The sequence below is a fragment of the Streptomyces sp. NPDC048288 genome, assembly GCF_043201555.1.
Lineage (GTDB): Bacteria > Actinomycetota > Actinomycetes > Streptomycetales > Streptomycetaceae > Streptomyces.
The window spans coordinates 502764-524519 of sequence record NZ_JBICZD010000006.1; the positions used below are offsets into that span (position 1 = coordinate 502764).

The 21756-nt window shown below is 72.1% G+C and carries 18 protein-coding genes; 10 read left to right on the plus strand and 8 right to left on the minus strand.

Annotation, left to right across the window (positions count from 1 at the left end):
• Positions 1–804: an ABC transporter permease gene (locus ACGFZS_RS24255; protein ID WP_393796872.1), complete on the plus strand. Its 804-nt coding sequence runs from the start codon at positions 1–3 to the stop codon at positions 802–804.
• 5 nt (positions 805–809) lie between these two features.
• Positions 810–1610, plus strand: a complete 801-nt coding sequence (locus ACGFZS_RS24260; protein ID WP_393796873.1) for an ABC transporter permease — start codon at positions 810–812, stop codon at positions 1608–1610.
• Positions 1611–1635: 25 nt separating this feature from the next.
• Here the strand turns inward: ACGFZS_RS24260 and ACGFZS_RS24265 are convergent, their stop codons facing one another.
• Together ACGFZS_RS24265 and ACGFZS_RS24270 are read right to left on the minus strand one after the other, a co-directional pair.
• Positions 1636–2319: an alpha/beta fold hydrolase gene (locus ACGFZS_RS24265; protein ID WP_393796874.1), complete on the minus strand. Its 684-nt coding sequence runs from the start codon at positions 2317–2319 to the stop codon at positions 1636–1638.
• Positions 2312–2902, minus strand: coding sequence for a TetR/AcrR family transcriptional regulator (locus tag ACGFZS_RS24270; protein WP_393796875.1), 591 nt, complete (start codon positions 2900–2902; stop codon positions 2312–2314). The genes ACGFZS_RS24265 and ACGFZS_RS24270 overlap by 8 nt, the downstream gene beginning before the upstream one ends.
• 116 nt (positions 2903–3018) lie before the next feature.
• Between ACGFZS_RS24270 and ACGFZS_RS24275 the strand changes: the two genes are divergently transcribed.
• Both ACGFZS_RS24275 and ACGFZS_RS24280 read left to right on the plus strand, forming a co-directional pair.
• A complete protein-coding gene (locus ACGFZS_RS24275; RefSeq protein WP_393796876.1) occupies positions 3019–4290 on the plus strand; it encodes an MFS transporter in 1272 nt (423 codons plus the stop codon).
• A gap of 40 nt (positions 4291–4330) precedes the next feature.
• Complete coding sequence (locus tag ACGFZS_RS24280) at positions 4331–5713, plus strand: hypothetical protein (RefSeq protein WP_393796877.1); 1383 nt, start codon at positions 4331–4333, stop codon at positions 5711–5713.
• A gap of 131 nt (positions 5714–5844) precedes the next feature.
• Here the strand turns inward: ACGFZS_RS24280 and ACGFZS_RS24285 are convergent, their stop codons facing one another.
• Positions 5845–7545 (minus strand): DUF2264 domain-containing protein, encoded by a 1701-nt coding sequence (locus tag ACGFZS_RS24285; protein WP_393796878.1) that lies wholly within the window; start codon positions 7543–7545, stop codon positions 5845–5847.
• Between the two features lie 93 nt (positions 7546–7638).
• A complete protein-coding gene (locus ACGFZS_RS24290) occupies positions 7639–8697 on the minus strand; it encodes a rhamnogalacturonan acetylesterase (protein ID WP_393796879.1) in 1059 nt (352 codons plus the stop codon).
• 188 nt (positions 8698–8885) lie between these two features.
• Between ACGFZS_RS24290 and ACGFZS_RS24295 the strand changes: the two genes are divergently transcribed.
• Positions 8886–10565 (plus strand): rhamnogalacturonan lyase B N-terminal domain-containing protein, encoded by a 1680-nt coding sequence (locus ACGFZS_RS24295; protein ID WP_393796880.1) that lies wholly within the window; start codon positions 8886–8888, stop codon positions 10563–10565.
• A 40-nt stretch (positions 10566–10605) separates the two neighbouring features.
• Positions 10606–11679, plus strand: a complete 1074-nt coding sequence (locus ACGFZS_RS24300) for a pectinesterase family protein (protein ID WP_393796881.1) — start codon at positions 10606–10608, stop codon at positions 11677–11679.
• Between the two features lie 18 nt (positions 11680–11697).
• Here ACGFZS_RS24300 and ACGFZS_RS24305 read toward each other — a convergent pair whose 3' ends face one another.
• Positions 11698–13107, minus strand: coding sequence for an RICIN domain-containing protein (locus ACGFZS_RS24305; RefSeq protein WP_393796882.1), 1410 nt, complete (start codon positions 13105–13107; stop codon positions 11698–11700).
• Between the two features lie 208 nt (positions 13108–13315).
• Here ACGFZS_RS24305 and ACGFZS_RS24310 point away from each other — a divergent pair, with 208 nt between their 5' ends.
• Complete coding sequence (locus ACGFZS_RS24310; RefSeq protein WP_393796883.1) at positions 13316–15412, plus strand: autotransporter; 2097 nt, start codon at positions 13316–13318, stop codon at positions 15410–15412.
• 43 nt (positions 15413–15455) lie between these two features.
• Positions 15456–15761, plus strand: a complete 306-nt coding sequence (locus ACGFZS_RS24315; RefSeq protein ID WP_393796884.1) for a putative quinol monooxygenase — start codon at positions 15456–15458, stop codon at positions 15759–15761.
• A 40-nt stretch (positions 15762–15801) separates the two neighbouring features.
• On the opposite strand, the gene ACGFZS_RS24320 is transcribed toward ACGFZS_RS24315, so the two are convergent.
• The gene (locus tag ACGFZS_RS24320) at positions 15802–16695 is read right to left on the minus strand and encodes a PhzF family phenazine biosynthesis protein (protein ID WP_393796885.1); all 894 of its coding nucleotides are present in this window, start codon (positions 16693–16695) and stop codon (positions 15802–15804) included.
• Between the two features lie 31 nt (positions 16696–16726).
• Here ACGFZS_RS24320 and mmuM point away from each other — a divergent pair, with 31 nt between their 5' ends.
• Both mmuM and ACGFZS_RS24330 read left to right on the plus strand, forming a co-directional pair.
• On the plus strand, positions 16727–17644 hold the full coding sequence (gene mmuM / locus ACGFZS_RS24325; RefSeq protein WP_393796886.1) for a homocysteine S-methyltransferase: 918 nt from the start codon (positions 16727–16729) through the stop codon (positions 17642–17644).
• A gap of 127 nt (positions 17645–17771) precedes the next feature.
• Positions 17772–18830 (plus strand): LacI family DNA-binding transcriptional regulator, encoded by a 1059-nt coding sequence (locus ACGFZS_RS24330; protein WP_393796887.1) that lies wholly within the window; start codon positions 17772–17774, stop codon positions 18828–18830.
• On the opposite strand, the gene ACGFZS_RS24335 is transcribed toward ACGFZS_RS24330, so the two are convergent.
• Positions 18777–20375, minus strand: coding sequence for a carboxylesterase/lipase family protein (locus ACGFZS_RS24335; RefSeq protein ID WP_393796888.1), 1599 nt, complete (start codon positions 20373–20375; stop codon positions 18777–18779). The genes ACGFZS_RS24330 and ACGFZS_RS24335 overlap by 54 nt on opposite strands.
• Before the next feature lie 119 nt (positions 20376–20494).
• Positions 20495–21733 (minus strand): alginate lyase family protein, encoded by a 1239-nt coding sequence (locus ACGFZS_RS24340; RefSeq protein WP_393796889.1) that lies wholly within the window; start codon positions 21731–21733, stop codon positions 20495–20497.
• Between the last annotated feature and the right edge of the window lie 23 nt (positions 21734–21756).

Here is a 21756-nt window from a genome sequence, read left to right on the forward strand (position 1 = left end):
ATGGCCCTCCTGTACGCCTGGCGCGCCGCCCGGGTCACCCCGCTCGGCGAGCTCTACACCCCGCCCCGGATGACCGGGGTCCTGCTGCGGCTGACCGTGCAGGTGGTCCTGGTCGCCTCGCTGTGGCACGGCCTGTACGCCCAGTCGGGGACGACCGCGGGCATGGACCGCGGGCAGGCGGTCACCTACGCGGTGCTGGCCGTGCTCGCCTCCCGGCTGCGGGAACTGGACCAGTACGCGGGCCGCGACTCGGTCATGCAGCACATGCACTTCGGCACCATCGTCTACTGGTACCTGCGCCCGCTGTCGCCCCGGCGCTATCACGCGCTGCGCGCGGTCGGCGAGCAACTGTACGGGCTGGCCTGGGCGCTCGCCGGGTACGGGGTCTGTCTGGCGGTCGGGGTGGTGGACCCCCCGGGGTCGGCGGCGGTGGCGGCGGTGTTCGCGCTCAGCCTGCTGCTCGGCCAGCTGGTCCTGTACTACGTCATGCTCCTCATCGACCAGTTCTGCTTCTGGACGCTGCGCAACAGCGCCGCGATGCTGATCCTGGTCTTCGCGCAGAACCTGCTGTCCGGGGTGTACGCGCCGCTGTGGTTCTTCCCGCACTGGTTCATCACGCTCAGCTCCTTCCTGCCCTTCCAGGCGACGCTGAGTGTGCCGCTGTCGCTGTACGTGGGCCGGATCCCGTTGTCGGACGCCGGTCTCCAGCTGGGCATCCAGGCCGGCTGGGTCGTGGCGCTGCACCTCTTCACCCGTTTCGTGTGGCGGCGAGCCGCCCGCCGTGTCATCTCCCAGGGAGGCTGAGGCCGTTGAACGCCGTCCGGATCGCCTGGCGCATCACGCGCCTCAACTTCCGCGCACAGCTGGAGTACCGCACCGAGTTCCTGATGATGATCGCGATCGGCGCGGTCTGGCAGGTGTCGGTCATCGTGTTCGCCACGGTGCTGCTCACCCGGTTCACCGGGATGGGCGGCTGGGACAGCTCGGACGTCCTGCTCATCCCGGCGACGCGGATGCTGGCGCACGGCCTGTTCGTGCTGATCCTCGGCCGGGTCCACGGGGTGGGCCGGTACATCCAGGAGGGCAGGATCGACGCCTACCTGCTGCGTCCGCTGCCCGTGTACCGGCAGGTGCAGCTGGAGTACTTCCCCACCAACGCGATCGGCGACCTCACGGTGGCCGCCGGCCTGATGGCGGGCGCGCTCGGCCGCAGTCACCTCGACTGGACGGCGGGCCGCGTCTCGTACCTGGTCGCGGCGGTGCTGGGCGGGATGCTGCTGGAGGCCGCCCTGTTCACGGTGGTGGCCTGTGCCTCGCTGCGCTACCCGGCCGCCGACTACTGGAGCCGCTGGCTGGAGGAACTCCTCGGCACCTTCGGCAGCTACCCGCTCAACGTCCTGCCCCGGGCGGTCGGCGGCTTCCTCACCTTCGGCCTTCCGCTCGCCTTCGTCGCCTACTTCCCGGCGGCGGTCCTCACCGGCCACGGCCACTCGACCGGCGCCCCCTACTGGCTGGCGGCGAGCTCCCCCCTGGTCGGCCTGCTCGCCTATCTGGCCGCGAGGTGGCTGTGGCGGTGGGCGCTGGGCCACTACACGGGGGTGAACGGCTGAAATCCGCTGCGGAGTTGAGGGCTCGTCAGCCGAGGAGCGTCCGCCGGACCCGGTCCGCGAAGGCGGCCGGGTACTCCACCGTGCCCAGGTGCCCGCCGGGGAACTCGGCGAAGGTGCCGCCGGTGTGCCGGGCCGTGAACTCCGCAGTCTCATAAAGGAGTTGCCCCCGGGATTCGGTGCCGGCGGCCACGGTGAGGCGGGGCAGGCCGGTGGCCGGGCGGTAGGCGGTGAACGGGCGCAGGACATGGTCGAGGAAGACCGAGAAGGGCGTCGGTCCGTCGCCGGTGGCCGGGCGGCCGCTCTCCAGCTGACCGATCAGCTCGGCGCGCAGCCGCTCCCCGTCGGGCAGCAGGGTGACGCAGGGCGGTTCGTGGGCGACGACGCCCCGCAGCCGGGCGGGGTGGCGGGCCGGCAGGTCGAGGGCGGCGATCCCGCCCGCGCTGGTGCCGAGGACGTACGCCTCCTCGCCCTCGCCCAGCACCTCCGCCAGCACCCGGGAGGCGCCGTCGCTCCAGTCCTCGACCCGCTGGTCGGCGACGGGTTCGCCGAGGCGGCCGTGGGCGAGGCCGAGCGGGTCGTAGGTGACGACGGTGAAGTGCGGGGCCAGATGGCCGATCAGCGGGTCCAGGCCCATCGGGTGGCCGGCGCCGCCGGGGAGCAGCAGCAGGACGGGTCCGGTGCCGGTGACGTCGTAGGGGAGTTCAGGCATGACGGTCGGTCTCCTCACGGGGCCAGTGGCCGAGGGCGATGTGCAGGGCGTCGACCGCCCGGTCCCAGGAGGCGCGGACATCGCGCGGGGCGTTGAAGCCGCCGCCCGCCTCCAGGGCGCAGTAGCCGTGGAAGGTGGCGCGCAACAGCCGTACGGCGTCGGTGAGATCGGGCTCGTCGAGGCCGTAGCCGCGCAGCATGCCGTAGGTGATCTCGACGGTTCGGCGCATGGCCGGGTTGCCGGGGTCGACGAGGGCGGGGTCGACGCGGATCCGGGTGGCCGCGTACCGGCCGGGGTGGGCGAGGGCGTAGGCGCGGTAGGCGTCGGCGTAGGCGGCGAGGGCGTCCTTGCCGGACCGGCCGGCCACCGCGGTGGCGATGCGGTCGATCATCTCGCCGCCGGCGAGCAGCGCGAGCCGGTGCCGCAGCTCGTTCAGGTTTCTGACGTGCGAGTAGAGACTCGCGTCCTTCACGCCGAACCGGCGGGCCAGCGCGGAGAGCGTGACCTGCTCGAAGCCCGCCTCGTCCGCGAGTTCGGCCGCCGCCTCCACCAGCCGGTCGACGGTGATCCCGGCCCGGGCCATACGCCCACCTCCCTAGTCTCTCTAGTTCTCATCCTAGGGGTCCTAGGTTTGACAGGTCCAGCGATTATCGCCGGGACACGGTCGGCGTAGGGTTGCCGGGTGCGGAAGGGGGAGCCGTGACGAACGAGGCGCGGCGGGCGGAGCGGGCGGCGCGCCCGGGGGTGACGGCGGGGCGACCGCTGTGGCGGCAGCGGGACTTCGGCTTCTTCTGGCTCGCCCAGACCCTGTCCGTCCTCGGTGACTCCTTCAGCCTGATCGCGCTGCCCCTGCTGGTCCTCCAGGCGACCGGCTCGGTGGCCCGGATGGGGCTGCTCACGGCCGTCGGCGGGGTCGCGATGGTGCTGGCCGCCGTCTTCGCCGGGGTGGTGGTGGACCGGGTCGACCGCCGCCGGCTGCTCATCGGCTGCGACCTGGTCCGCATGGTCCTCTACGGCCTGGTCCCGCTCGTCTGGCTCGCCGGACCGCACCTCTGGCTCCTGTACCTGGTCCTGCCCCTGTGCGAGGCCGTCGGCATGCTCTTCGCCGTCGGATACGTCACCGTCGTCCGCGGACTCGTCGACGTCACCCGGCTCACCGAGGCCAACGGGCGGGTCAACGCCACCGCGGCGGCGGCCGGGGTGCTCGGACCGCTGGGCGCGGGCCTGGTGGCCGCCTGGGCCGGACCCGCCGACGCGGTGGCCGCGGACGCGGCCAGCTACGCCGTCTCGGCGGCCCTCCTCCTCTTCGTACGGGTCCGGGAGCGCACCGAGGACGAGCGCCCGGCCGAACGCAAGGGGGTGTGGCGCGACCTGCGTACCGGGGTCGGCTACCTCGTCCGGCACCCCGTGCTGCGGTCGGTCACCGGGCTGCTCGCCGTCTTCAGCTTCCTCAGCCTCGGCATCAACGACCTGCTGATCTACCACCTCAAGCACGACCTCGGCCGGGACGACGGCACGGTCGGCACGGTCATGGCGATCGGCGCCGTCGGCACCATCGCCGGAGCGCTGCTGGTCGCCCGGGTGCGACGGAGGCTGGGCTTCGGGCCGACCTGGATCGGCGCGACCGCCCTGTGCGGTCCGGCCTTCGCCGGGCTCGGCTGGGTGGGCACGGTACCCGCCGTGGCCCTGCTGAGCGCGGTCTACCTGGCCTGTGTGGGCATCGCGGGCACCTGCTCCATGTCCCTGCGCCAGGAGATCACCCCCGAACCGCTCCTCGGCCGGGTCACCGCCGCCCACTGGACCCTGCAGTACTCGCTGGCCCCGGTCGGCGCGGCGGTCCTCACCTGGGCGGCCGAGCGGTACGGCACCGCGCCCGTGGCCGCCGTCGCCGGAGTCTGCTGCACCCTGATCGCCGTCGCCGGCCTGTGCACGCCGGTCCGGCATGCGGCTCCCCGAAAACAACTGTCCTAGGGACGGGCAACCTTCCGCGGGCCGGCGGCGACCACAGGGCATGACAACCGCACCACGCACCACAAGACACCGCCGGGTCCACGCCTTCCGCAAGCCCGCGATCGGTGCCCTCGCCGCGGCGGGCCTGCTGGCCGGCGCCTGGTACGCCACCGCCGGCGCCGCGACGACCCCGGACCTCAAGGTCACCTCCACGGCGGTCGCCCTCAGCGCCAAGTACCCCTATCTCTCCGCGGGTTACAACAACACCCGGGAGTGGAACCGCACCGCCACCGCGGTCGCCCCCGACGGCACGATCCGGGTCGCCTGGCCCGCCGCCGACGGCGTCCATGTCACCCCGCTCACGGCGGCCGGCAAGCGGTCCGGCGCCGACACGGTCGTCAAGGGCGCCAAGGAGGTCGGCGGCCTGGTCGCCCACACCAACGGGTTCGCCCTGCTCACCCGGGTCGCCGACACCAACAAGTGGAAGGACACGGCGGCCGCGATCATCCGCTACACCGGCAACAAGCAGACCTGGTCCGTCAAGCTCACCGGCACCGCCTCCCACGACACCTCCCCCACCCTGGACGGCCAACTCACCTGGAACGGCTCCAAGTACGGCGCCTACTTCGTCGTGCACGGCGCGGGCGGCTTCGCCGACGGGCACTACGGCGACAAGCTGTCCTACGTCAGCGCCAAGGGCAAGAAGCTGAGCGGCGGCTGGAGTTGGGGCTGCAGCCACAACGAGGGCATAGCCCTGCACGCCGAGACCTCCGGCGCCTTCACCTCCCTCTGCTTCGACGACTGGCGCTCGGGCCTGTTCGTCTCCACCGGCATCGGCGCCCCGGACGTGGCCCCGGTGGTCCAGCGGGAGCAGTGCTGGGCGGGGTACTGCGGTGGTACCTTCCCCAGCCGCACCGGCGACCTCGTCAAGTCGTCCACCGGCCGGTACGCGACCGCGTTCGCCTCCCGGGGCGCGGCCTCCGCGAAGAAGAACCCCGACGACAGCAGCGGGCGCGGCTGGACGGTCACCCCGAAGACCGCCACCCACCAGGTCGCCGTCGCCTTCCTGAAGAACCGCAACTCCGGCCCCGGCAAGGCGATCTACCTCACCGGCGCCAAGACCGTGGAGAACGTCAACGTCCACCTCGCCCCCTATGGCAAGGACAAGCTCCTGCTCTCCTGGGAGTCCCTGAAGAACGCCAAGTGCTCGGCCGGCACCTGCACCGGCACCTTCACGGGCACGCATCTGCGGCTGATCAACTGGAGCGGTGACTTCGTCAGCGCGGGCAAGGTGGTGAGCGCCCGGATCACCGGTGACATCGCGGTCCTCAAGGACGGCTCCCTCACCTGGGCCTACGCGCCGGTCACGCCGAGCTACGGCACCCCGCTCACGGGGGCGTCCCCGACCACGAAGACCCTCCGGATCGCCCGCCTCACGCCGTGACGCGTGCCGCCGTGGCCAGTGCCTCCGCGATCCGGCGCACGACCCGTTCGGGCAGCGCCGGATCGCGGGCGGCGTCCTCGGCGGTGCCGGGGGGCTCTCCACCCCGTGATCGCCATGGTGCCCTCGGCGGCTCAGTCCCGCGCGGCTTCCTCCACGACCACCCCGGCACCGGGCCATCGGACCCGCACGCCGGGACCCCCGTGCCACCGCACGGTCAACTCCCCTTCTCCTTCGGCGCGTACCGTCACCGTCTCCCCCAGCGGTACCGCGTCCACGGCACCCGTGAGCCGGCTCAGCGCCACGAACAGGGTCGGGCCCTCTCCCGTGGCGCCGGTGAGCGTGTCGTCGAGGCCCACGGCGGGCAGCAGTTCGGCCCGCAGGCCCTCCGGGGCGGCCCACCCGGTCACCCGTACCGACGTCCCGGGCTCGGCGCCCGACACGAGGAAGGCACGCACCTCCACGGCCCCGTGCGCGAGGACCACCGCGGTCACCCGGGCGGCGCCCGCACCGGCCGTGTGCCGCGAGGCCGCCCAGCCGTCCCCGACGCCCAGCGGCTCGATCTCCGTCCGGCTCGGATCGCCGCCGACGATCACACTGTTGTCGTACGACGCCGAGGGCCGCGTCACGGTCGAGTAGCCGAGCCGGGTGTAGTACGGGTCGTAACGGACGTCCTCGCTGCCGTGGTTGTGCAGCCGGACCACGCCGTCCGCACGGGTGGACTGGAGCAGCCAGTTGGCGGGGGCGATCGGCGTGACCGCGTCCGTACGCTCCGCCGGGCCAGGTTCCTCCGTCGCCGTCCACACGTCGTGGTCCGCGGGGAGCAGCAGGCCGAGGAAGCCCTTGCTCGCCCAGTAGGGGGAGGCGGGGCCCGAATAGCCTTGCAGGACGGCGGAGTCGGGGCCATGCCAGCCGAGGGTCAGCAGGCCACGCTCGTCGACCGCGCCCCGGTCGAGGAAGTACTTCAGGGCGCCGGAGGCCAGCCGCCGGGTCTCGCCGGGGGCGAGGGGGGTGCGGCCGGTGAGCGCGCCGAGCCAGAGGGGGGCCGTGGTCGCGAAGCGGTAGGTCAGGGAGCGGCCCTGGTGCAGCGGGGCGCCGTCGCCGCCGAACAGCCGAGCGTAGTCGGTGAGATGGCGTTCCAGGCGGCCGCCGTACAGGTCGAGCAGCTCCGTGTCGTCGGCGAGCCAGGCGTGCAGCACCGGGTAGAGGTGCATCGCCCAGCCGTTGTAGTAGTCGAACTTGCGGCCGTCGCCGTCCGTGTACCAGCCGTCGCCGACGTACCAGTCCTCGATGCGGGCCAGGCCGTGGTCGACCGCCTTGTGCGCGGCCTCCGGCTCGTGGCCGATCTCGGCGAGGAAGCCGCCGACCGTCACCGGGAACAACTCCCAGTTGCAGGGCCAGGGTTCGGCGGTGAGCGCGTCGCCGAGCCAGGCCGCGGCGCGCTGGCGTACGGCGTCGTCGAGCCGGTCCCAGAGCAGCGGGCGGGTCAGGCGCAGGGCGAGGGCGATCGAGGCGGCCTCGACGAGCGGCTGGCCGCGGTCCCCGATGCGCGGCCAGGCGCCCGACACCCCGGCGGCGAGCCCGTCCGCGTACCGCTGGAGCGCGGTCTCGTCGCGGCGGAAGGCGGCGAGGAGCAGGGTGCGGGCGTAGCCCTCCAGGCCGTCGGAGAGCCGGCCGGACCAGCTCTCGTGGTCGCCGGGGAGGTGGTAGAGGGCGCGGTCCTCGGTGGCGTACGGCTCCACGGCGGCGAGCAGGGAGTCGGCCGCGGCCTCCCAGTGGGCCCGGGTGTAGCCGGTGACCGGGCTGGGACGGCGGTCCTCGGGAGGCAGTTGCATCGGTGCTCTTTCTCGCTCGAACCAGAACTCGAACCGAACCTCGTACCGGTTGAACCTGGGGCGCCCCGGTTCCGGTCGGGACGCCCCAGGGGCTCAGTGCGCCCGCACGGTGCCCCGGGGCACCAGGTGCTGGGCGAGCAGTTCGTCACGCACCAGGCCCGCGTAGACGGCGGCGCCGTACGCGGAGGTGTGCGTGTTGTCCTTCTTCTCGTTGTACAGGTACAGCGCCTTGGAGCCCTCCACGCCGAGGGACTCGACCAGCGCCTTGGTCTTCGCCGTGAGGTCGATCAGCGGAACGTCCTCGGCGGCGGCGACCGAGCGGATCACCTCAGGATGATTGACGCCGAGCCCGTTGACCAGAAGGGCGATGTCATTGTTCAGCGTGCCGTCGGAGTTGAACCAGCGGCGCACGATCGGCGTGACCAGCACCGGCCGCCCGCCCTTCTCCCGTACGCCCGCCACGAGGGTCTCCAGATTCGCCCGGTAGGTGGCCTCGTCCGTGGTCTTGTCGTTGTGCGCCAGCTGGATGAGGACCAGGTCGCCCGGGTGGATCAACGGCTGGACAGTACCCCAGAGCTGGGGGTTCTGGAGGTAGGTCACCGTACTTTCGCCGGAGTCCGCGTAGTTGGCGACGGCGACGCCCTTGCGCAGGAACTGCGGGAGCTGCTGGCCCCAGCCGGAGTAGGGGTCGGCGGGCTGGTCGCAGACGGTGGAGTCGCCGACGAGGAAGAGCTGCCGGGTGTGCCGGGCGGCGGGGGTGACCCTGATGCCGGCGAGGGCGGGGGCCGGGCCGCCGATCGTCAGGTCGAGGCCTGGGGTTCCGTCGGGGCCGGTCGGCTCGCCCTCGGGCGTGCGGACGTTCACGGTGAAGGCGCGGGTGATCCGCTGCCCCGCCGCGGTGGCCGTCTCCGGGAGCAGCGAGCGCCGGGTCTCCCCGCTGATGGTCGTGGCCGCCGCGCTGTCGCCGCCGAGCCGGACCGTCACGTCGTAGTTCCCCGGCGGGACGTCGAAGTGACAGGCGGTGGCGGTGCAGTTCCCGATGCCCAGGGGCGGCTGCCGGTCGTGGGCGTGGGCGGCGGGAGCGGCCGTCAGGCAGGTGCCGAGGACGACCGCCGCGAGCGCGGCGACACGTACTGGGTTGAAACGTCTCACCCGGGACTCCTCCGTCGTGACGACATGGCCTGGCGAGGACCGTACCCGCACCCGCAAGCGCTTTCTAGACCTTGGACCGGTTTCACAAGATTGCCAACTCCATGCCGCCGAAAGCCCTTTCGCGAAATCGATTCAACTGTCACCCTCACAGACACCCGCACCCCCGCCCCACCGAAGGAGGCACCCCCATGTCCGGAGTCAACGGGAGACCGCTCGGACGCCGCACCTTCGTCCTCGGCAGCGCAGCCGCAGCCGGTAGCGCGGCGCTCGCCGGACCGCTAGCCGAGAGTGCGTCGGCCGCGAGCTTCGGCTGGTCGGACGACGGCTCCAACTACGTCGTGGACACCGGCGCCAGTCTCGTCTTCAAGGTCAGCAAGACCAACGGCGACCTGACCTCGCTGGTATACAAGGGCACCGAGTACCAGGGCTACGGCGGCAAGAACTCGCACGTCGAGTCGGGCCTCGGCACCTCCACGGTGACCATCGCCCAGTCCGGGACCACGATCCTGATCTCGGTGACGTACGGCACGCTGAAGCACTACTACGCGGCCCGCAGCGGCGAGAACAACGTCTATGTGTGGACCAACAAGGCCGACTCGTCCGTCACCGCCACCCGCTACATCGTGCGCGTCAAGGCGGGCCTGTTCCTCAACGACGAGCCGGACTCGTACACCTACGCGCCCACCGTCATCGAGTCCGCCGACGTCTTCGAGAAGTCCGACGGCCAGACCCGCGCCAAGCACTACTCGAAGCTGCGGGTGATGGACTACGACTACATCGGCTGGACGACCGGCAGCGTCGGCCTGTGGGTCGTGCGCAGCAACCACGAGAAGGCCTCCGGCGGCCCGTTCTACCGCTCGCTGCTGCGCCATCAGAGCGCCGACGGCGGCGGTCTGTACGAGATCCTGTACTACGGCGAGAACCAGACCGAGTCCGAGCGCTACGGCCTCCAGGGCCCGTACGTCATCGCCCTCACAGACGGCGGCGCACCCTCCTCCTCGCTGTACGCGGGCACCCTCACCACCTCCTGGGCGGACTCGCTCGGCATCTCCGGGTACGTCTCCGCGAGCGGCCGGGGCCGGGTCGCGGGCGTCGGGATCTCCGGGCGGGACACGGCGTACGCGTACACGGTCGGCCTCGCCAACTCGGCCGCGCAGTACTGGGGTTCGGCGCGCTCCTCGGACGGCTACTTCTCGATCGCGGGGGTGCTGCCGGGGACGTACACCCTCACCGTCTTCAAGGGCGAACTGGCCGTCTACACCGGCTCGGTGACCGTGACGGCGGGTGCCACGACCACCCTCAACACGATCGCGATCGCGTCCTCCAACGACCCGAGCAACGCCTCGGCGATCTGGCGGATCAACAACTGGGACGGCACGCCGAGCGGGTTCAAGAACGCCGACCTGATGACGTACGCGCATCCGTCGGACGTCCGGGCCGCGTCCTGGACCGGGAACGTGGTGATCGGCAGCGGCACCGAGACCTCGGCCTTCCCCTGCTACCTGTGGAAGGACGTGAACAGCGGGATCATCGTGTACTTCAGGCTGACGGCCGCGCAGGCCGCCGCCGCGCACACCCTCAGGATCGGGGTGACGACGGCCTACGCGAACGGCCGGCCGCAGGTCGTCGTCAACGACACCTGGACCTCCGCCGTGCCCTCGCCGCCCACCCAGCCGAGCACCCGGTCGCTGACCGTGGGCTCCTACCGGGGCAACAACAACACGTTCACCTACAGCGTCCCGGCGTCCGCCTGGCTGACGGACACCAGCGCCTACAACACGCTGAAGATCTACGTGGCCAGCGGCTCCGGCACGACGTCCTTCCTCAGCGCCGGCACCTCGATCGACGCGATCGACCTGCTGGCCTGAACCACGGCAACCCTCCCGGCCCGGGCGACGACTTGAGGGCATGACCGCTTCCAACGACCAACCCCCCGCCCACGCCCGGCGCCGTCCCATGGCGCTCGTCACCGGCGCCGTGGCGGCCCTCGGGCTCGCCGCGGCGTCCCTGGCCGGGCAGGCCCAGGCCGCGTCCACCCTCACCGTCGCCAAGGACGGCTCCGGGATGTACACCACCGTCCAGGCGGCGGTGAACGCGGCCGCCGCCGGCGACACGATCTCCGTCGCCAAGGGCACGTACCAGGAGATCGTCAACGTCCCGGTGAGCAAGACCGGGCTGACCCTCAAGGGCGCCACCGGCAACGCCGAGGACGTCGTCATCACCTATGACCGGGCCGCCGGTTACACCGACGCGAGCGGCAACAAGTACGGCACGCTGGGCAGTTCGGTGGCGACCTTCTCCGCGAACAACCTCACCGTGACCGGGCTGACCGTCCGGAACACGTTCGACAAGGACGCCCATCCGGAGATCACCGACACCCAGGCCGTCGCCGTGACCGCGCAGGGCGACCGGCAGACCTTCCGCAACGACCGGTTCATCAGCCGCCAGGACACCGTGCTGAACTGGGCGCCGTCCGCCACCGGCCAGTACCGCCAGTACTTCTTGTCGTCCTTCGTCACCGGGGACGTGGACTTCGTCTTCGGGAACGCGACCGCCGTCTACGACCGCGTGAACATCGTGCTGCGCGACTCGGGTGCGGCCGCGGGCGGCCTGAACGGCTTCCTCGCCGCGCCCAACACCAGCTCCGCGAAGACGTACGGGATCCTGGTCACCGGCAGCACCGTCAGCAGCTCCGCGGCGGCGAACACGTACTACCTGGGCCGCCCCTGGCACCCGACGTCGGACGCGGTCGGCCAGCTGGTGATCCGGCAGACCTCCCTGCCGGCGGCCGTGAAGACCGCCGGACCGTGGACCGACATGAGCGGCTACTCCTGGAAGAACGCCCGGTTCTTCGAGTACCGCAACACCGGGGCCGGGGCCGGCGTGAACTCCGACCGCCCGCAGCTCACCGACTCCCAGGCCGCGAACTACACGGCCCAGAAGTACCTGGCGGGCACGGACGGCTGGAATCCCGTCGGCTGACCGGCGGCTGACTGATGCTCAGCTGCCGCGCGTCCACTGCTGGTTGGTGCCGCTGTTGCAGGTGTACGTGATGATGGCGGCCGAGTTGGCGGTGGACGCGCCGTTCACGTCCAGGCACTCACCGGTCGTCCGGGCCTTGATGTTGACGTAGGAGCCGGAGGTGACCACCGACCACTGCTGGGTGGTGGCGCCGGTGCAGTCCTCCTGGGTGACGTTGGTGGAGTTCTCCTGGAGGCAGAGCGAGCTGCCCCGGCCCATCAGCTCGTAGTAGCCGGTGCCGAGGTCCTTGAACCACCACTTCTGGTTGGTGCCGCTGTTGCAGGTGTACTGACTGATCGCGATGCCCTCCCAGAGGGACTGGTTGGGGACGTCGGCGCACTTGCTGCTGTGCCGGGCGATCAGGGTGTTGTACGTGGCGCTGGTGCCGCCGACCGTGCCCGCGGCGGTGTCGACGGAGACCTCCGGGTACCAGGACATCGACATCGAGGTGTCGGTCGGGAAGGTCAACGGCAGCCACACGTAACGGGAGTCGTTGACGGTGCCGCCGAAGGAGTTGCCCCAGCGGTCGCCCATGTAGAGGTACGAGGTGCCCGAAGTGCCGCTGACCGGCAGGACGTAGGCGGTCTGGGAGTTGTACGCCGTGGAGTCGCCGACGTTGCTCCAGGAGGTCCAGGGGCCGGCGAGCGAGGTGGCGGTGGCGTATTCCTGCTGGTTGGCGCTCCAGCCGGTGGCGCCCGAGGTCAGCATGAAGTAGACGCCGTTGCGCTTGAAGAGGGCCGGGGCCTCGCGGTGGCCGCCCGCCCACGGGTTGGCGACCAGGCTGTCGATCGCGGTGTAGTCGGAGGTGAGCTTGTAGATGTGCAGGTCGTAGTTCTCGTTGGCCGCCGAGACCATGTAGGCGGTGCCGTCCGTGTCGACGAAGGTCGTGATGTCCCGGGACATGTACTGGCCGAGCGGCTGGAAGCTGCCCTGGTAGGTGTAGCTCCCGTCGACGGTGTCGGAGACGGCGACGGCGGCCTTGGCCTCGCTGTAGTCGACGCCGTTCTCCTTGTGCATCCACATCACGAACTTGCCGGTGGAGGCGTTGTAGATGACCTTCGGGCGCTCGATGTAGGCGGTGGAGAGCTCGGAGGCGGAGGACTGGGTGAGGACGTGGTTGCGGAACTCCCAGGTCTTCAGGTCGGTGGAGCGGTAGGCGTCCACGTACTTGAAGGTGTTGTCGGAGTTGCGGTCCTCGCCGAACCAGTAGTAGTAGGAGCCGACCTTGATGACCCCGCCGCCGTGGGCGTGCACGATGTTCCCCGAAGTGTCGGTGAACTGGGTGCCGTTGGTGACGGTCTGGGAGGCGGCCGCGGCGGGTCCCGCGGTGGCCAGGGCGCCGACCACCGCCAGACAGAGGGCCAGCAGGACCGCGTACGCACGTCTCATCTCACACGCTCCTTGGGGGGAAAGGACTGCGGTCCGGGATTCCGAACGGCAGGTGGCATGACGAACGTTGTGATCGCCGAAAAGGTAAGGGTGTGTTACCCGTGGGTCAACGGGTCTGACGAGACATGGGGGAAAGCGATTTCCAAGAGATCGCCGCCGGGGCCCGTTTTTCTGTTATCGAGGACCACCCGACCCCGTCTCCCCTCACGTGCGCACCCCTCTCCACACCACCGCAGCGGTCGCCGGCGCCCTCGCCGCGCTGCTGGCCTCCGCTCCCCCGGCCCTCGCCGCCGGCCCCCGGGACGTCACCGCAGACGTGCTGGCCGGCCGGGACGTGACCCTCACCGGCGACACCGTCGTCGTCGTACCGGCCGGCACGACGACCTACGACGGCGTCCTGCGCGGCGAGGGCACGCTCACCGTGCGCGGCGGCGGCACCCTGATCCTCACCAAGGACGGCGACTTCACCCTGCCGAAGGCACGGCAACGGCAGATCGTCCGCACCCAGGGCGGCAACCACCCGTATACGACCGTCACCCGCCCCGACCCGCCCGCGATCACCGTCGAGCGCGGTACGACCCTGCAGTACGGCACCGGCGGCGGCACCGGACTGCTCGGCCACTTCCCGTACGACACGCCCGGCTACCAGCTGAACCAGCTCAACATCCGCGTCGACGGCACACTGCGGCTCTCCCTGACCCGCACCTTCAACATCGGCACGATCAGCGGCTCCGGCCTGGTCACCCAGCCCCGCGGCATGTGGGGCACCCTGGACCTGGCGGGCACCCACCCCTTCTCCGGGGTCATCGACAACGGCACCGGGATGGCGGTCGGCCGCCCCGAGTACCCGGTCGCGCTGCCCGCCGCCCGCGCGATCCTCAACCAGGGCTCCTGGATCATCGACACCCCGCTGTACCAGACGGTCACCCTGCGCCAGAACTTCTACCAACGGGAGTACGGCAGCGACGTCAACGTCCACTCGCGGCCCGGCAGCAAGGTGGTCCTCACCGGGCAGTACGGCTACAGCGACCAGGGCGGCGACACCGACCCGTCGCTCAGCGACCCCTCGCTCAACTGGAAGGCGATTCCCCACCAGTTGAACAAGCGCGGCACCAACATCGAGGGCGCCGACGTGCACTGGGGCGACGGCACCACCCACCGCATCTTCATGCCGGGCACGAAGGACACCGTCTACATCAACCTGCACGCCGCGAGCGGCCGGCGGTCCCGGCTCACCTTCGACTACGACGGCCCGGTGACGCTGGGCGCCCCGATCGGCGGCGGCCGCTACCACGACACGCTCGCCGCGCCCGGCGCCGGGGACATCGTCGTCGCGGGGACCCGCGGCAACGACGTGACCTTCGCGGCCGCCCAGGACTACGACGGCTCGACGACGGTCGAGAAGGGCGCGGTGCTCCGGCTGGGCTCGGGCGCGCGCGGCGGCGACGGCTCCCTGCTGACCGGCACGCCGACCCGCCGGATCGTGAACGACGGCACGCTGTACGTCCGCAACACGTCGACCCCCGTGACCCTGTCCTACCTCGGCGGCTCCGGGTCACTGGTCCAGTCGGGCCGGGCGAGGACCACGCTCACCGGAAGCTCGGTCGCGTACACGGGAACGACGACCGTCACCGGCGGCACCCTGGCCCTGCGCTCCGGAGCCACACTCGCCCACAGCAGGGCGATCCGTCTCACCTCGGCGGGCGCGAGGCTGGACGTCGGCACGGCCGGCCTCCGGGTCGCCACCAGCCTCTCGGGCAGGGGCACGGTGCGGGGCGCGGTGACCAACGACAGCCTGGTGGCGAGCGGGTTGACCGTGCAGGGGGACTACACCCAGCACCGGCGCGGCGAACTGGTGCTGCGGGAGGCGCCGTTGAAGGTGACCGGCCGGCTCGCCCTGGCCGGCGCCCTCGACCTGTCCGACGCCGGCACGGCCCCGGCCCGCCACATCACGGTGATCGACCACACCGGCACGGCCCGCACCACCGGCGCCTTCGACGGCCTGCCCGAGGGCACCGAGGTGAAACTGGCCGACACCGTCTACCGGATCACCTACCGGGGCGGCGACGGCAACGACGTGCTCCTGAACGCACAGCCGGCCAAGGCCACGACGAAGACCGACCCCACCGGCTCCCCCGCCACCGCTCCCCCGACCGTGACCACCCGCTCCGCCGCCGACTCCTCCCAGGCCTTCGGCTGGTGGCCGTACGCCCTCGCCCTCGGCCTCCTCGGCGGCCTGATGGTCCCGGCGAGCCTGCGCACCCAGAAGAAGGGACGGCGAAGGGGCGGGCGACACGCGGGATGATGACGCCGGACCCGACGCACACCTCCGAGGAAGGCGGCTCGGCATGGCCTACGGATACATCGGCTCGATGAAGACCCGGCCCGGCAGACGCGACGACGTGGTCGCGATCCTGCTCTCCGCGGCCGAGAACCTCCGCGGACTCGGCTGCCGCAGCTACGTGGTGGGCCTGGCCGACGACGACCCGGACACGATCGTGGTCACCGAGGTCTGGGAGTCGAAGGAACACCACGACGCGTCGCTGCGGCTGCCCGAGGCCAAGGAGGCGATCACGGCCGCCATGCCCATGCTGACCGGCGAGTTCACCGGTCGGGAACTGACCGTCGCGGGCGGCTTGGGCGCCGACGGCTGACGGATCACGGCGGCGGTCGGTGGGCGGTTGAGTGGGTGGTTCAGTGGGTGGGGCGGTGGGTGGGGCGGTGTGGGGTTCCGGGTGTGTCCTGGGCCGGTTCGTCGGTGATCTTCGCCATGCCGCCCACGCTGATCTCCGGGCCGTTCGAGCCGGAACGTACGACGGCCGTGATCGTCGCCGGGGTGCCGAGTGCGTCGCCCATGTCGGCGGTGACGCCGGGGCGGCCGTCGCGGGCCAGGTGGGCGGCGAGGCAGGCGGTGCTGTTGGCGTTGGCGATGTCCTCGGGGACGCCGATCGACGGGGCGAACATGCGGGCCGCGACGCGGCCGTCCGGGGTGGGGGCGGAGTAGAGGTAGCAGCCGAGCAGGGCCGGCCGGTCGCAGGCGGCGCGCAGGCGGTCCGGGTCCGGGGTCAGCGCCGCGAGGGCGGACCGGGTGGGCAGCGGGAGCAGCAGGCGGGGGCGTCCGAGCGAGGCGATGACGGCGCCGGGGGTGTCGGCGGCGAGGCCCAGCGCGGCCAGGACGTCCTCGTGTTCGCCGTTGCGGGGCGCGCGCAGGGTGACCGGTCCCGGGGCGAACCAGGCCTCCAGCTCGCCGTTCGGGTGGCGGACCGCCCTGCCCCGGAGTGCGCCCGCCGGGGTCCGCACGGTGACCTCGCGGGTGCCGGTGCGGTCGGCCAGGACGGCCAGCGCCGCGACCGTGCCGTGGCCACAGCCGGGGAGTTCGCCCTCGCTGGTGAAGAAGCGGAGGGAGACCTCGGCGGTGCCCGCGTCGGCCGAGGTCGGGCCGGTCGAGAGGAACACGGCGTGCGAGGTGCCGGCCCGGACGGGTACCGCGCGGCGCTGTTCGTCGGTGAGGGGGCCGTCGTCCAGGACCGCGGTGGGGCTGCCACCGCGGCCGTCGCGCAGACAGGCCCGGACGAGGGTGACGTTCACGGCGGCGAGCCTAGTCGACTAGCGTCATGTCATGACCAGCAACAGCTCCCCCAGCCTCGCCGACGCCCTCGCGGCCGGGACGGTCGTCCTCGACGGCGGCATGTCCAACCAGCTGGCGTCCGCCGGGCACGACCTGAGCGACGAGCTGTGGTCGGCACGGCTGCTGGCCGACCGGCCCGACGCGGTCGGCGACGCGCATCTCGCGTACTTCAGGGCGGGCGCGGACGTCGCGATCACCGCGAGCTACCAGGCCACGTTCGAGGGCTTCGCCCGGCGCGGGATCGGACCCGAGGAGGCGGCCCGGCTGCTCGCGCTGAGCGTGGAGCTGGGGCGGGACGCGGTGCGGCGGGCGCGGGACGAGGGGATCGTACGGCCGTTGTGGGTGGCCGCGTCGGTCGGGCCGTACGGGGCGATGCTCGCGGACGGCTCCGAGTACCGGGGGCGGTACGGGGTGAGCGTCGACGAGCTGGAGCGGTTCCACCGGCCGCGGATCGAGGTGCTGGCCGGGGCGGGTCCTGACGTGCTCGCGCTGGAGACCGTGCCCGACGCGGACGAGGCGGCGGCGCTGCTGCGGGCGGTGCGGGGGCTGGGGGTGCCGGCCTGGCTGTCGTACAGCGTGGCGGGCGGGCGGACCCGGGCCGGGCAGCCCCTGGAGGAGGCGTTCGCCCTGGCCGCCGACGTGGACGAGGTGATCGCCGTGGGCGTGAACTGCTGTGCGCCGCAGGACGTGGAGTTCGCGGTGGAGACGGCGGTGCGGGTGACCGGGAAGCCGGTCGTCGTCTATCCCAACAGCGGTGAGGTGTGGGACGCGGAGGTCCGGGCGTGGACGGGGCGGTCGACGTTCACGGCGGAGCAGGTTGCCGGGTGGCGGAAGGCGGGGGCTCGGTTGATCGGGGGGTGCTGTCGGGTGGGGCCGGAGGGGATTGCCGGGATCGCGAAGGTGGTGTGAGCGGCGCCGGTTCGCCGTGAGAGTGCGGAGGGAGGGCGGCTGCGGGCCGTGGGGGCTGGTCGCGCAGTTCCCCGCGCCCCTGAAGGGGCGCTACTGTCCCCCGGGGAACCGGTTGGCGGGGGTGGGGTTGACCAGGAAAAGCGATGATGCGGGCCGGAGCACCATCAGAGATGTGGCCGCACGGGCGGGGGTGTCCGCGTCCACCGTCTCTCGTGTGCTCGCCGGCGACTACCCCGTCAGTGCCGCCACGCGGACGCGCGTCCTGCGGGCGGTCCGTGAGCTGGACTATGTCGCCGATGCCCGTGCGAAGGCCGTCGCCGGCGCCGGGACGCCCACGCTCGCCTTCGTGCTCGAAGACATCACCGGCCCCTCGTTCGCGCACATGGCGCACGGGGTGGAGCGGGAGGCGGCTCGGCTGGGGCATCTGAGTCTGGTGTGCAGCACGGACGGTGATGTGCGGCGTGAGCTGGAGTTCATCGAGATGATGCGGGCGCAGCGGGCCGCGGCCGTGATCCTGGTCGGCGGGGCGGCGGACACGCCCGAGTACCGGGAGCGGACCCGGCGGATCGCGGACTCGCTGGCCTCGGCGGGGTCCCGGCTGGTGCTGTGCGGGCGGCCGCCGCTCGGGCCCGGCGCGCCGGTCACGGTCATCGAGTACGACAACGAGGGCGGGGCCTACGCCCTGGTCTCCCATGTGCTCGCGCAGGGCCATCGGCGGGTGCTGTTCCTGGGCGGGAAGCCGGACCACACGACGGCGCTGGGGCGGGAGCGGGGATACGCGGCCGCGCACCGGGCCAGGGGGCTGGAGCCCGACCCCGCGCTGCTGCTGCACGGGGACTTCACGCGGGACTCGGGGCACCGCCTGATGCGGCAGGCGCTGGCGCGGGAGCTGGAGTTCAGCGCCGTGGTCGCCGCCACCGACATGGTCGCGGCGGGGGCGCTGACCGCGCTGCACGAGGCCGGGCTGGCGGTGCCGGGGGACGTGTCGCTGGCCGGGTACGACGACATTCCGTTCGCCCGTGATCTGCACCCGGCCCTGACCACCGTGCACGTGCCCTACGAGGAGCTGGGGCGGCTCGCCGTACGCACCGCGCTCGGGCACGGCGGGGAGTCGGCCGACGAGCACCTGCTGCTAGGGACGCATGTCGTCGTACGGGACTCGGTGGCGGCGCACGGCGGCCATTGACCGACGCAACCGGCGTACGGCGAGGGCGAGTTCGGCCGACCGGTCGGGGTGGGGCGGCCGGGGCTCCGCGGCCGTCCAGAGCGCGAGGTCCGCGTCCCGGAGGCCGGGTACCGTGCGGGGCTCGCCGTCGCCGACGACGCGGACCGGGTGGGTGTCGTCCCAGGCCTGCCAGCCGGGGTCGCCGGTCGTCGCGAAGCGGACCCACGCGCCGTGCATGGCGTCGGCCAGGTCCTGCGGGGCGTCCTCGCCGGCCAGCCGGGCGGAGTCGGGCCGGTCCCCGGTGTCGAAGACGAAGCCCAGCTCCAGGGCGTGGCAGGCGCCGAGGCCGGGCCGGCCGGAGGGCCAGGCGAACTCGTAGAGGTACGACGAGCCGGGGCGGGCCTCGGCCAGGCGGCGCAGCGGAAGGCGGAGCAGGTGGTCGGTGACCATCTGGCCGACGATCTCGGCGGGTCCCGCCTCCGGGTACCGGGCGCGGTAGCCGCGCGGCACCTCGTGGCCGACGTGGCAGCGGGCCATGGCACCGGCGAAGGCGACCGGGCCGAGCCGGTCGACGTGGTCGTGGAGACCGCCGGGGACCAGCCAGAGCCGGTACTCGTCGCGGGTCCAGCCCATGAGGAGGTCGACGCCCCCGGCCGCCTCGCCGTCGAGGAGGGCTGCCATCGGGTCGCGCGGGACGAGGTCGCCGTCGACGACGATGCCGAAGGCGGGGCCGCCGAGCACCGGGCTGCTCAGCCGGCTCACCTCGGCCTGGGTGCGCAGCAGCAGTGCGCGGTCGGCCTCGGCGAAGGCCTGGGCGGTCGCGGGGATCTTCAGCCGGTTCGCCATCCGGCGGACCATGCGCCGTACCTTGTCCCGGTCCGCGGCCTCGGGCGGGCCGCTCTGCAGCACTGCCCTGCGGATCAGGCCCTGGGCCTGGGGGGCGGCGAGCAGCGCGCCGGCGCTGATGGCGCCGGCGGACTGGCCGCAGAGGGTGACCCGGTCCGGGTCGCCGCCGAACGCGGTGATCGCCTCGTGGACCCAGCGCAGGGCGGCGAGTTGGTCGCGCAGGCCGGGGTTGGCCGGGGTGTCCGGGAACAGTCCGTAGCCCTCCACGCCCAGTCGGTAGTTCACCGAGACGAGGACCACCCCGTCACGGGCGAACGCGTGTCCGTCGTACACCTGCACGGCAGAGGATCCCCTGGTCAGGGCCCCGCCGTGCAGCCAGAGCAGGACCGGGAGCCGGGCACCGGGGCCCGGCTCCGGGGTCCACACGTTGAGGTTGAGGCAGTCGTCGCCGGGGATCACCGGGTCGGACAGGTACTGCGCGAACGCCTCCGAGTACGGCGGTTTGGGCGCCGTCGGCCCGAAGGCGCCCGCGTCCCGGACGCCGTCCCAGGGTTCGGGCGGCACGGGCGGGCGGAACCGGTGTTCCCCGAAGGGCGGGGCGGCGTACGGGATGCCGCGGAACACGGCGATGCCGTGCTCCCACCTGCCGCGCACCGCCCCGTACGGGGTGTCGGCCACAGGGTCCGTCGAGTCCGTCGGGTCCGTCCGGTCTGCCGTCATCCGCCACCAGCTCCTCCCGCCGCGCGTACCGGTACGCCGGTACGACAAGAGCACCACATCCGCTCCCGGTATTCCGGCACGCACGGCGTTCGGACGGACGTTCGGACTGACGTTCGGGGCTACTTGGCGTACATCAGGGTGCCGAAGCCGAGCTGGTCGTAGCCGCCGCTGGTGGAGCCGTAGTCACCGCCGCCGCCCTCGGGGGCGACGAGGTCGTAGTACATGGCGGAGATGTACTTGTCGTCGAGGCCTATACGCCGGTTGTAGTGGAAGTGGAGCATCGCCCACACGGGGCGGAGCTGGCCGCGGGAGGAGTCGGAGATCACCGTCTGGGAGGACTGGGCGCAGCTCTGCCCGGTGCCCCAGGTGTAGGTGGTGTACGGCACGTCCTGGCCGAGGTTGTACTTGGCGACGTACTGGGCGGCCTTCATGAACCGCCGGTCGTCGTACGAGTACAGGTCGTCGCCCTGGTTCCAGGCCATCTCGCAGATCGCGCCCATCTGGCCCATGCCCATGACGGTGTGGCCCTGGTCGCGGCCGGACTCCTGCCACTGGCCGAGGCCGTAGCCGTCGGAGTCGGTGTAGAGGTACGGCACCGCGTGTGCGAGGGACCCGTTGCCCGCGCCGGACTTGAAGTAGGTGACGGCCTGGTCGTACTTGGCCGCGTTGTCGGTGAGGATCCCGATGGCCATGACCGAGGCCATGTTGCACAGGTCCCAGTTGGCCCAGTAGTTGGTGATGCAGGCGTCGTTGTGGTTGGTCAGGAAGCTGTTGTTGAGCGGGTAGAAGACGTCGACCATCATCGTCTGGAACGCGGCGAGGTCGAACCCGGCGTAGCCGCGCATGAGTTCGGCGGCCTGGCAGAACTCCCAGCCGTAGATGCCGGCGGCGAGGAACCGGTCGGCGTTCCCGGTGAGGGTGGTCAGCGTGGACGACCAGGCGTTGAGGATCTTCACGGCGGTGTCGCCGTTGGCGGCCGTACCGGCGACCTTCCAGCGCAGGGCGTTCTGGTAGGCGGCGGCGATGTCGTTGTAGAGGATGCCGTAGTTCTCGCCGGTCCCGCCGCGGATGATGGTGGCCTGCGGGTTGGGCGTCCAGGTGGACGCGGAGTGGGAGTTGGCGGTCAGCCGGTTCCAGCCGGACAGCCAGGGGTCGGTGCCGGCGGCGACCCGCACCTTGGCGCGGTTGATGTCACCGGCGTTGTGCAGCATGCCGGGGTGGGTGAAGGCGGCCGGGGCCGCGTCGGCCACCCTGGGGGCGGTGACCGTTGCGGCGACGGCGAGCGCGGCGGCGGACTTCAGGACGCCACGGCGGCTCAATCCGCCTGTTTTCGTTGGTTGTTGTTCGCGGCGGCTCATCGCGATGGTTCTCCTTCGGTGGG

Coding starts and splice junctions, on each gene's coding strand:
- ACGFZS_RS24315 (WP_393796884.1), top strand. CDS start 15,456: ATGGCCTACGGATACATCGGCTCGATGAAGACCCGGCCCGGCAGACGC.
- ACGFZS_RS24295 (WP_393796880.1), top strand. CDS start 8,886: ATGTCCGGAGTCAACGGGAGACCGCTCGGACGCCGCACCTTCGTCCTC.
- ACGFZS_RS24335 (WP_393796888.1), bottom strand. CDS start 20,375: ATGACGGCAGACCGGACGGACCCGACGGACTCGACGGACCCTGTGGCC.
- ACGFZS_RS24305 (WP_393796882.1), bottom strand. CDS start 13,107: ATGAGACGTGCGTACGCGGTCCTGCTGGCCCTCTGTCTGGCGGTGGTC.
- ACGFZS_RS24270 (WP_393796875.1), bottom strand. CDS start 2,902: ATGGCCCGGGCCGGGATCACCGTCGACCGGCTGGTGGAGGCGGCGGCC.
- ACGFZS_RS24265 (WP_393796874.1), bottom strand. CDS start 2,319: ATGCCTGAACTCCCCTACGACGTCACCGGCACCGGACCCGTCCTGCTG.
- ACGFZS_RS24340 (WP_393796889.1), bottom strand. CDS start 21,733: ATGAGCCGCCGCGAACAACAACCAACGAAAACAGGCGGATTGAGCCGC.
- ACGFZS_RS24285 (WP_393796878.1), bottom strand. CDS start 7,545: ATGCAACTGCCTCCCGAGGACCGCCGTCCCAGCCCGGTCACCGGCTAC.
- ACGFZS_RS24255 (WP_393796872.1), top strand. CDS start 1: ATGGCCCTCCTGTACGCCTGGCGCGCCGCCCGGGTCACCCCGCTCGGC.
- ACGFZS_RS24280 (WP_393796877.1), top strand. CDS start 4,331: ATGACAACCGCACCACGCACCACAAGACACCGCCGGGTCCACGCCTTC.
- ACGFZS_RS24300 (WP_393796881.1), top strand. CDS start 10,606: ATGACCGCTTCCAACGACCAACCCCCCGCCCACGCCCGGCGCCGTCCC.
- mmuM (WP_393796886.1), top strand. CDS start 16,727: ATGACCAGCAACAGCTCCCCCAGCCTCGCCGACGCCCTCGCGGCCGGG.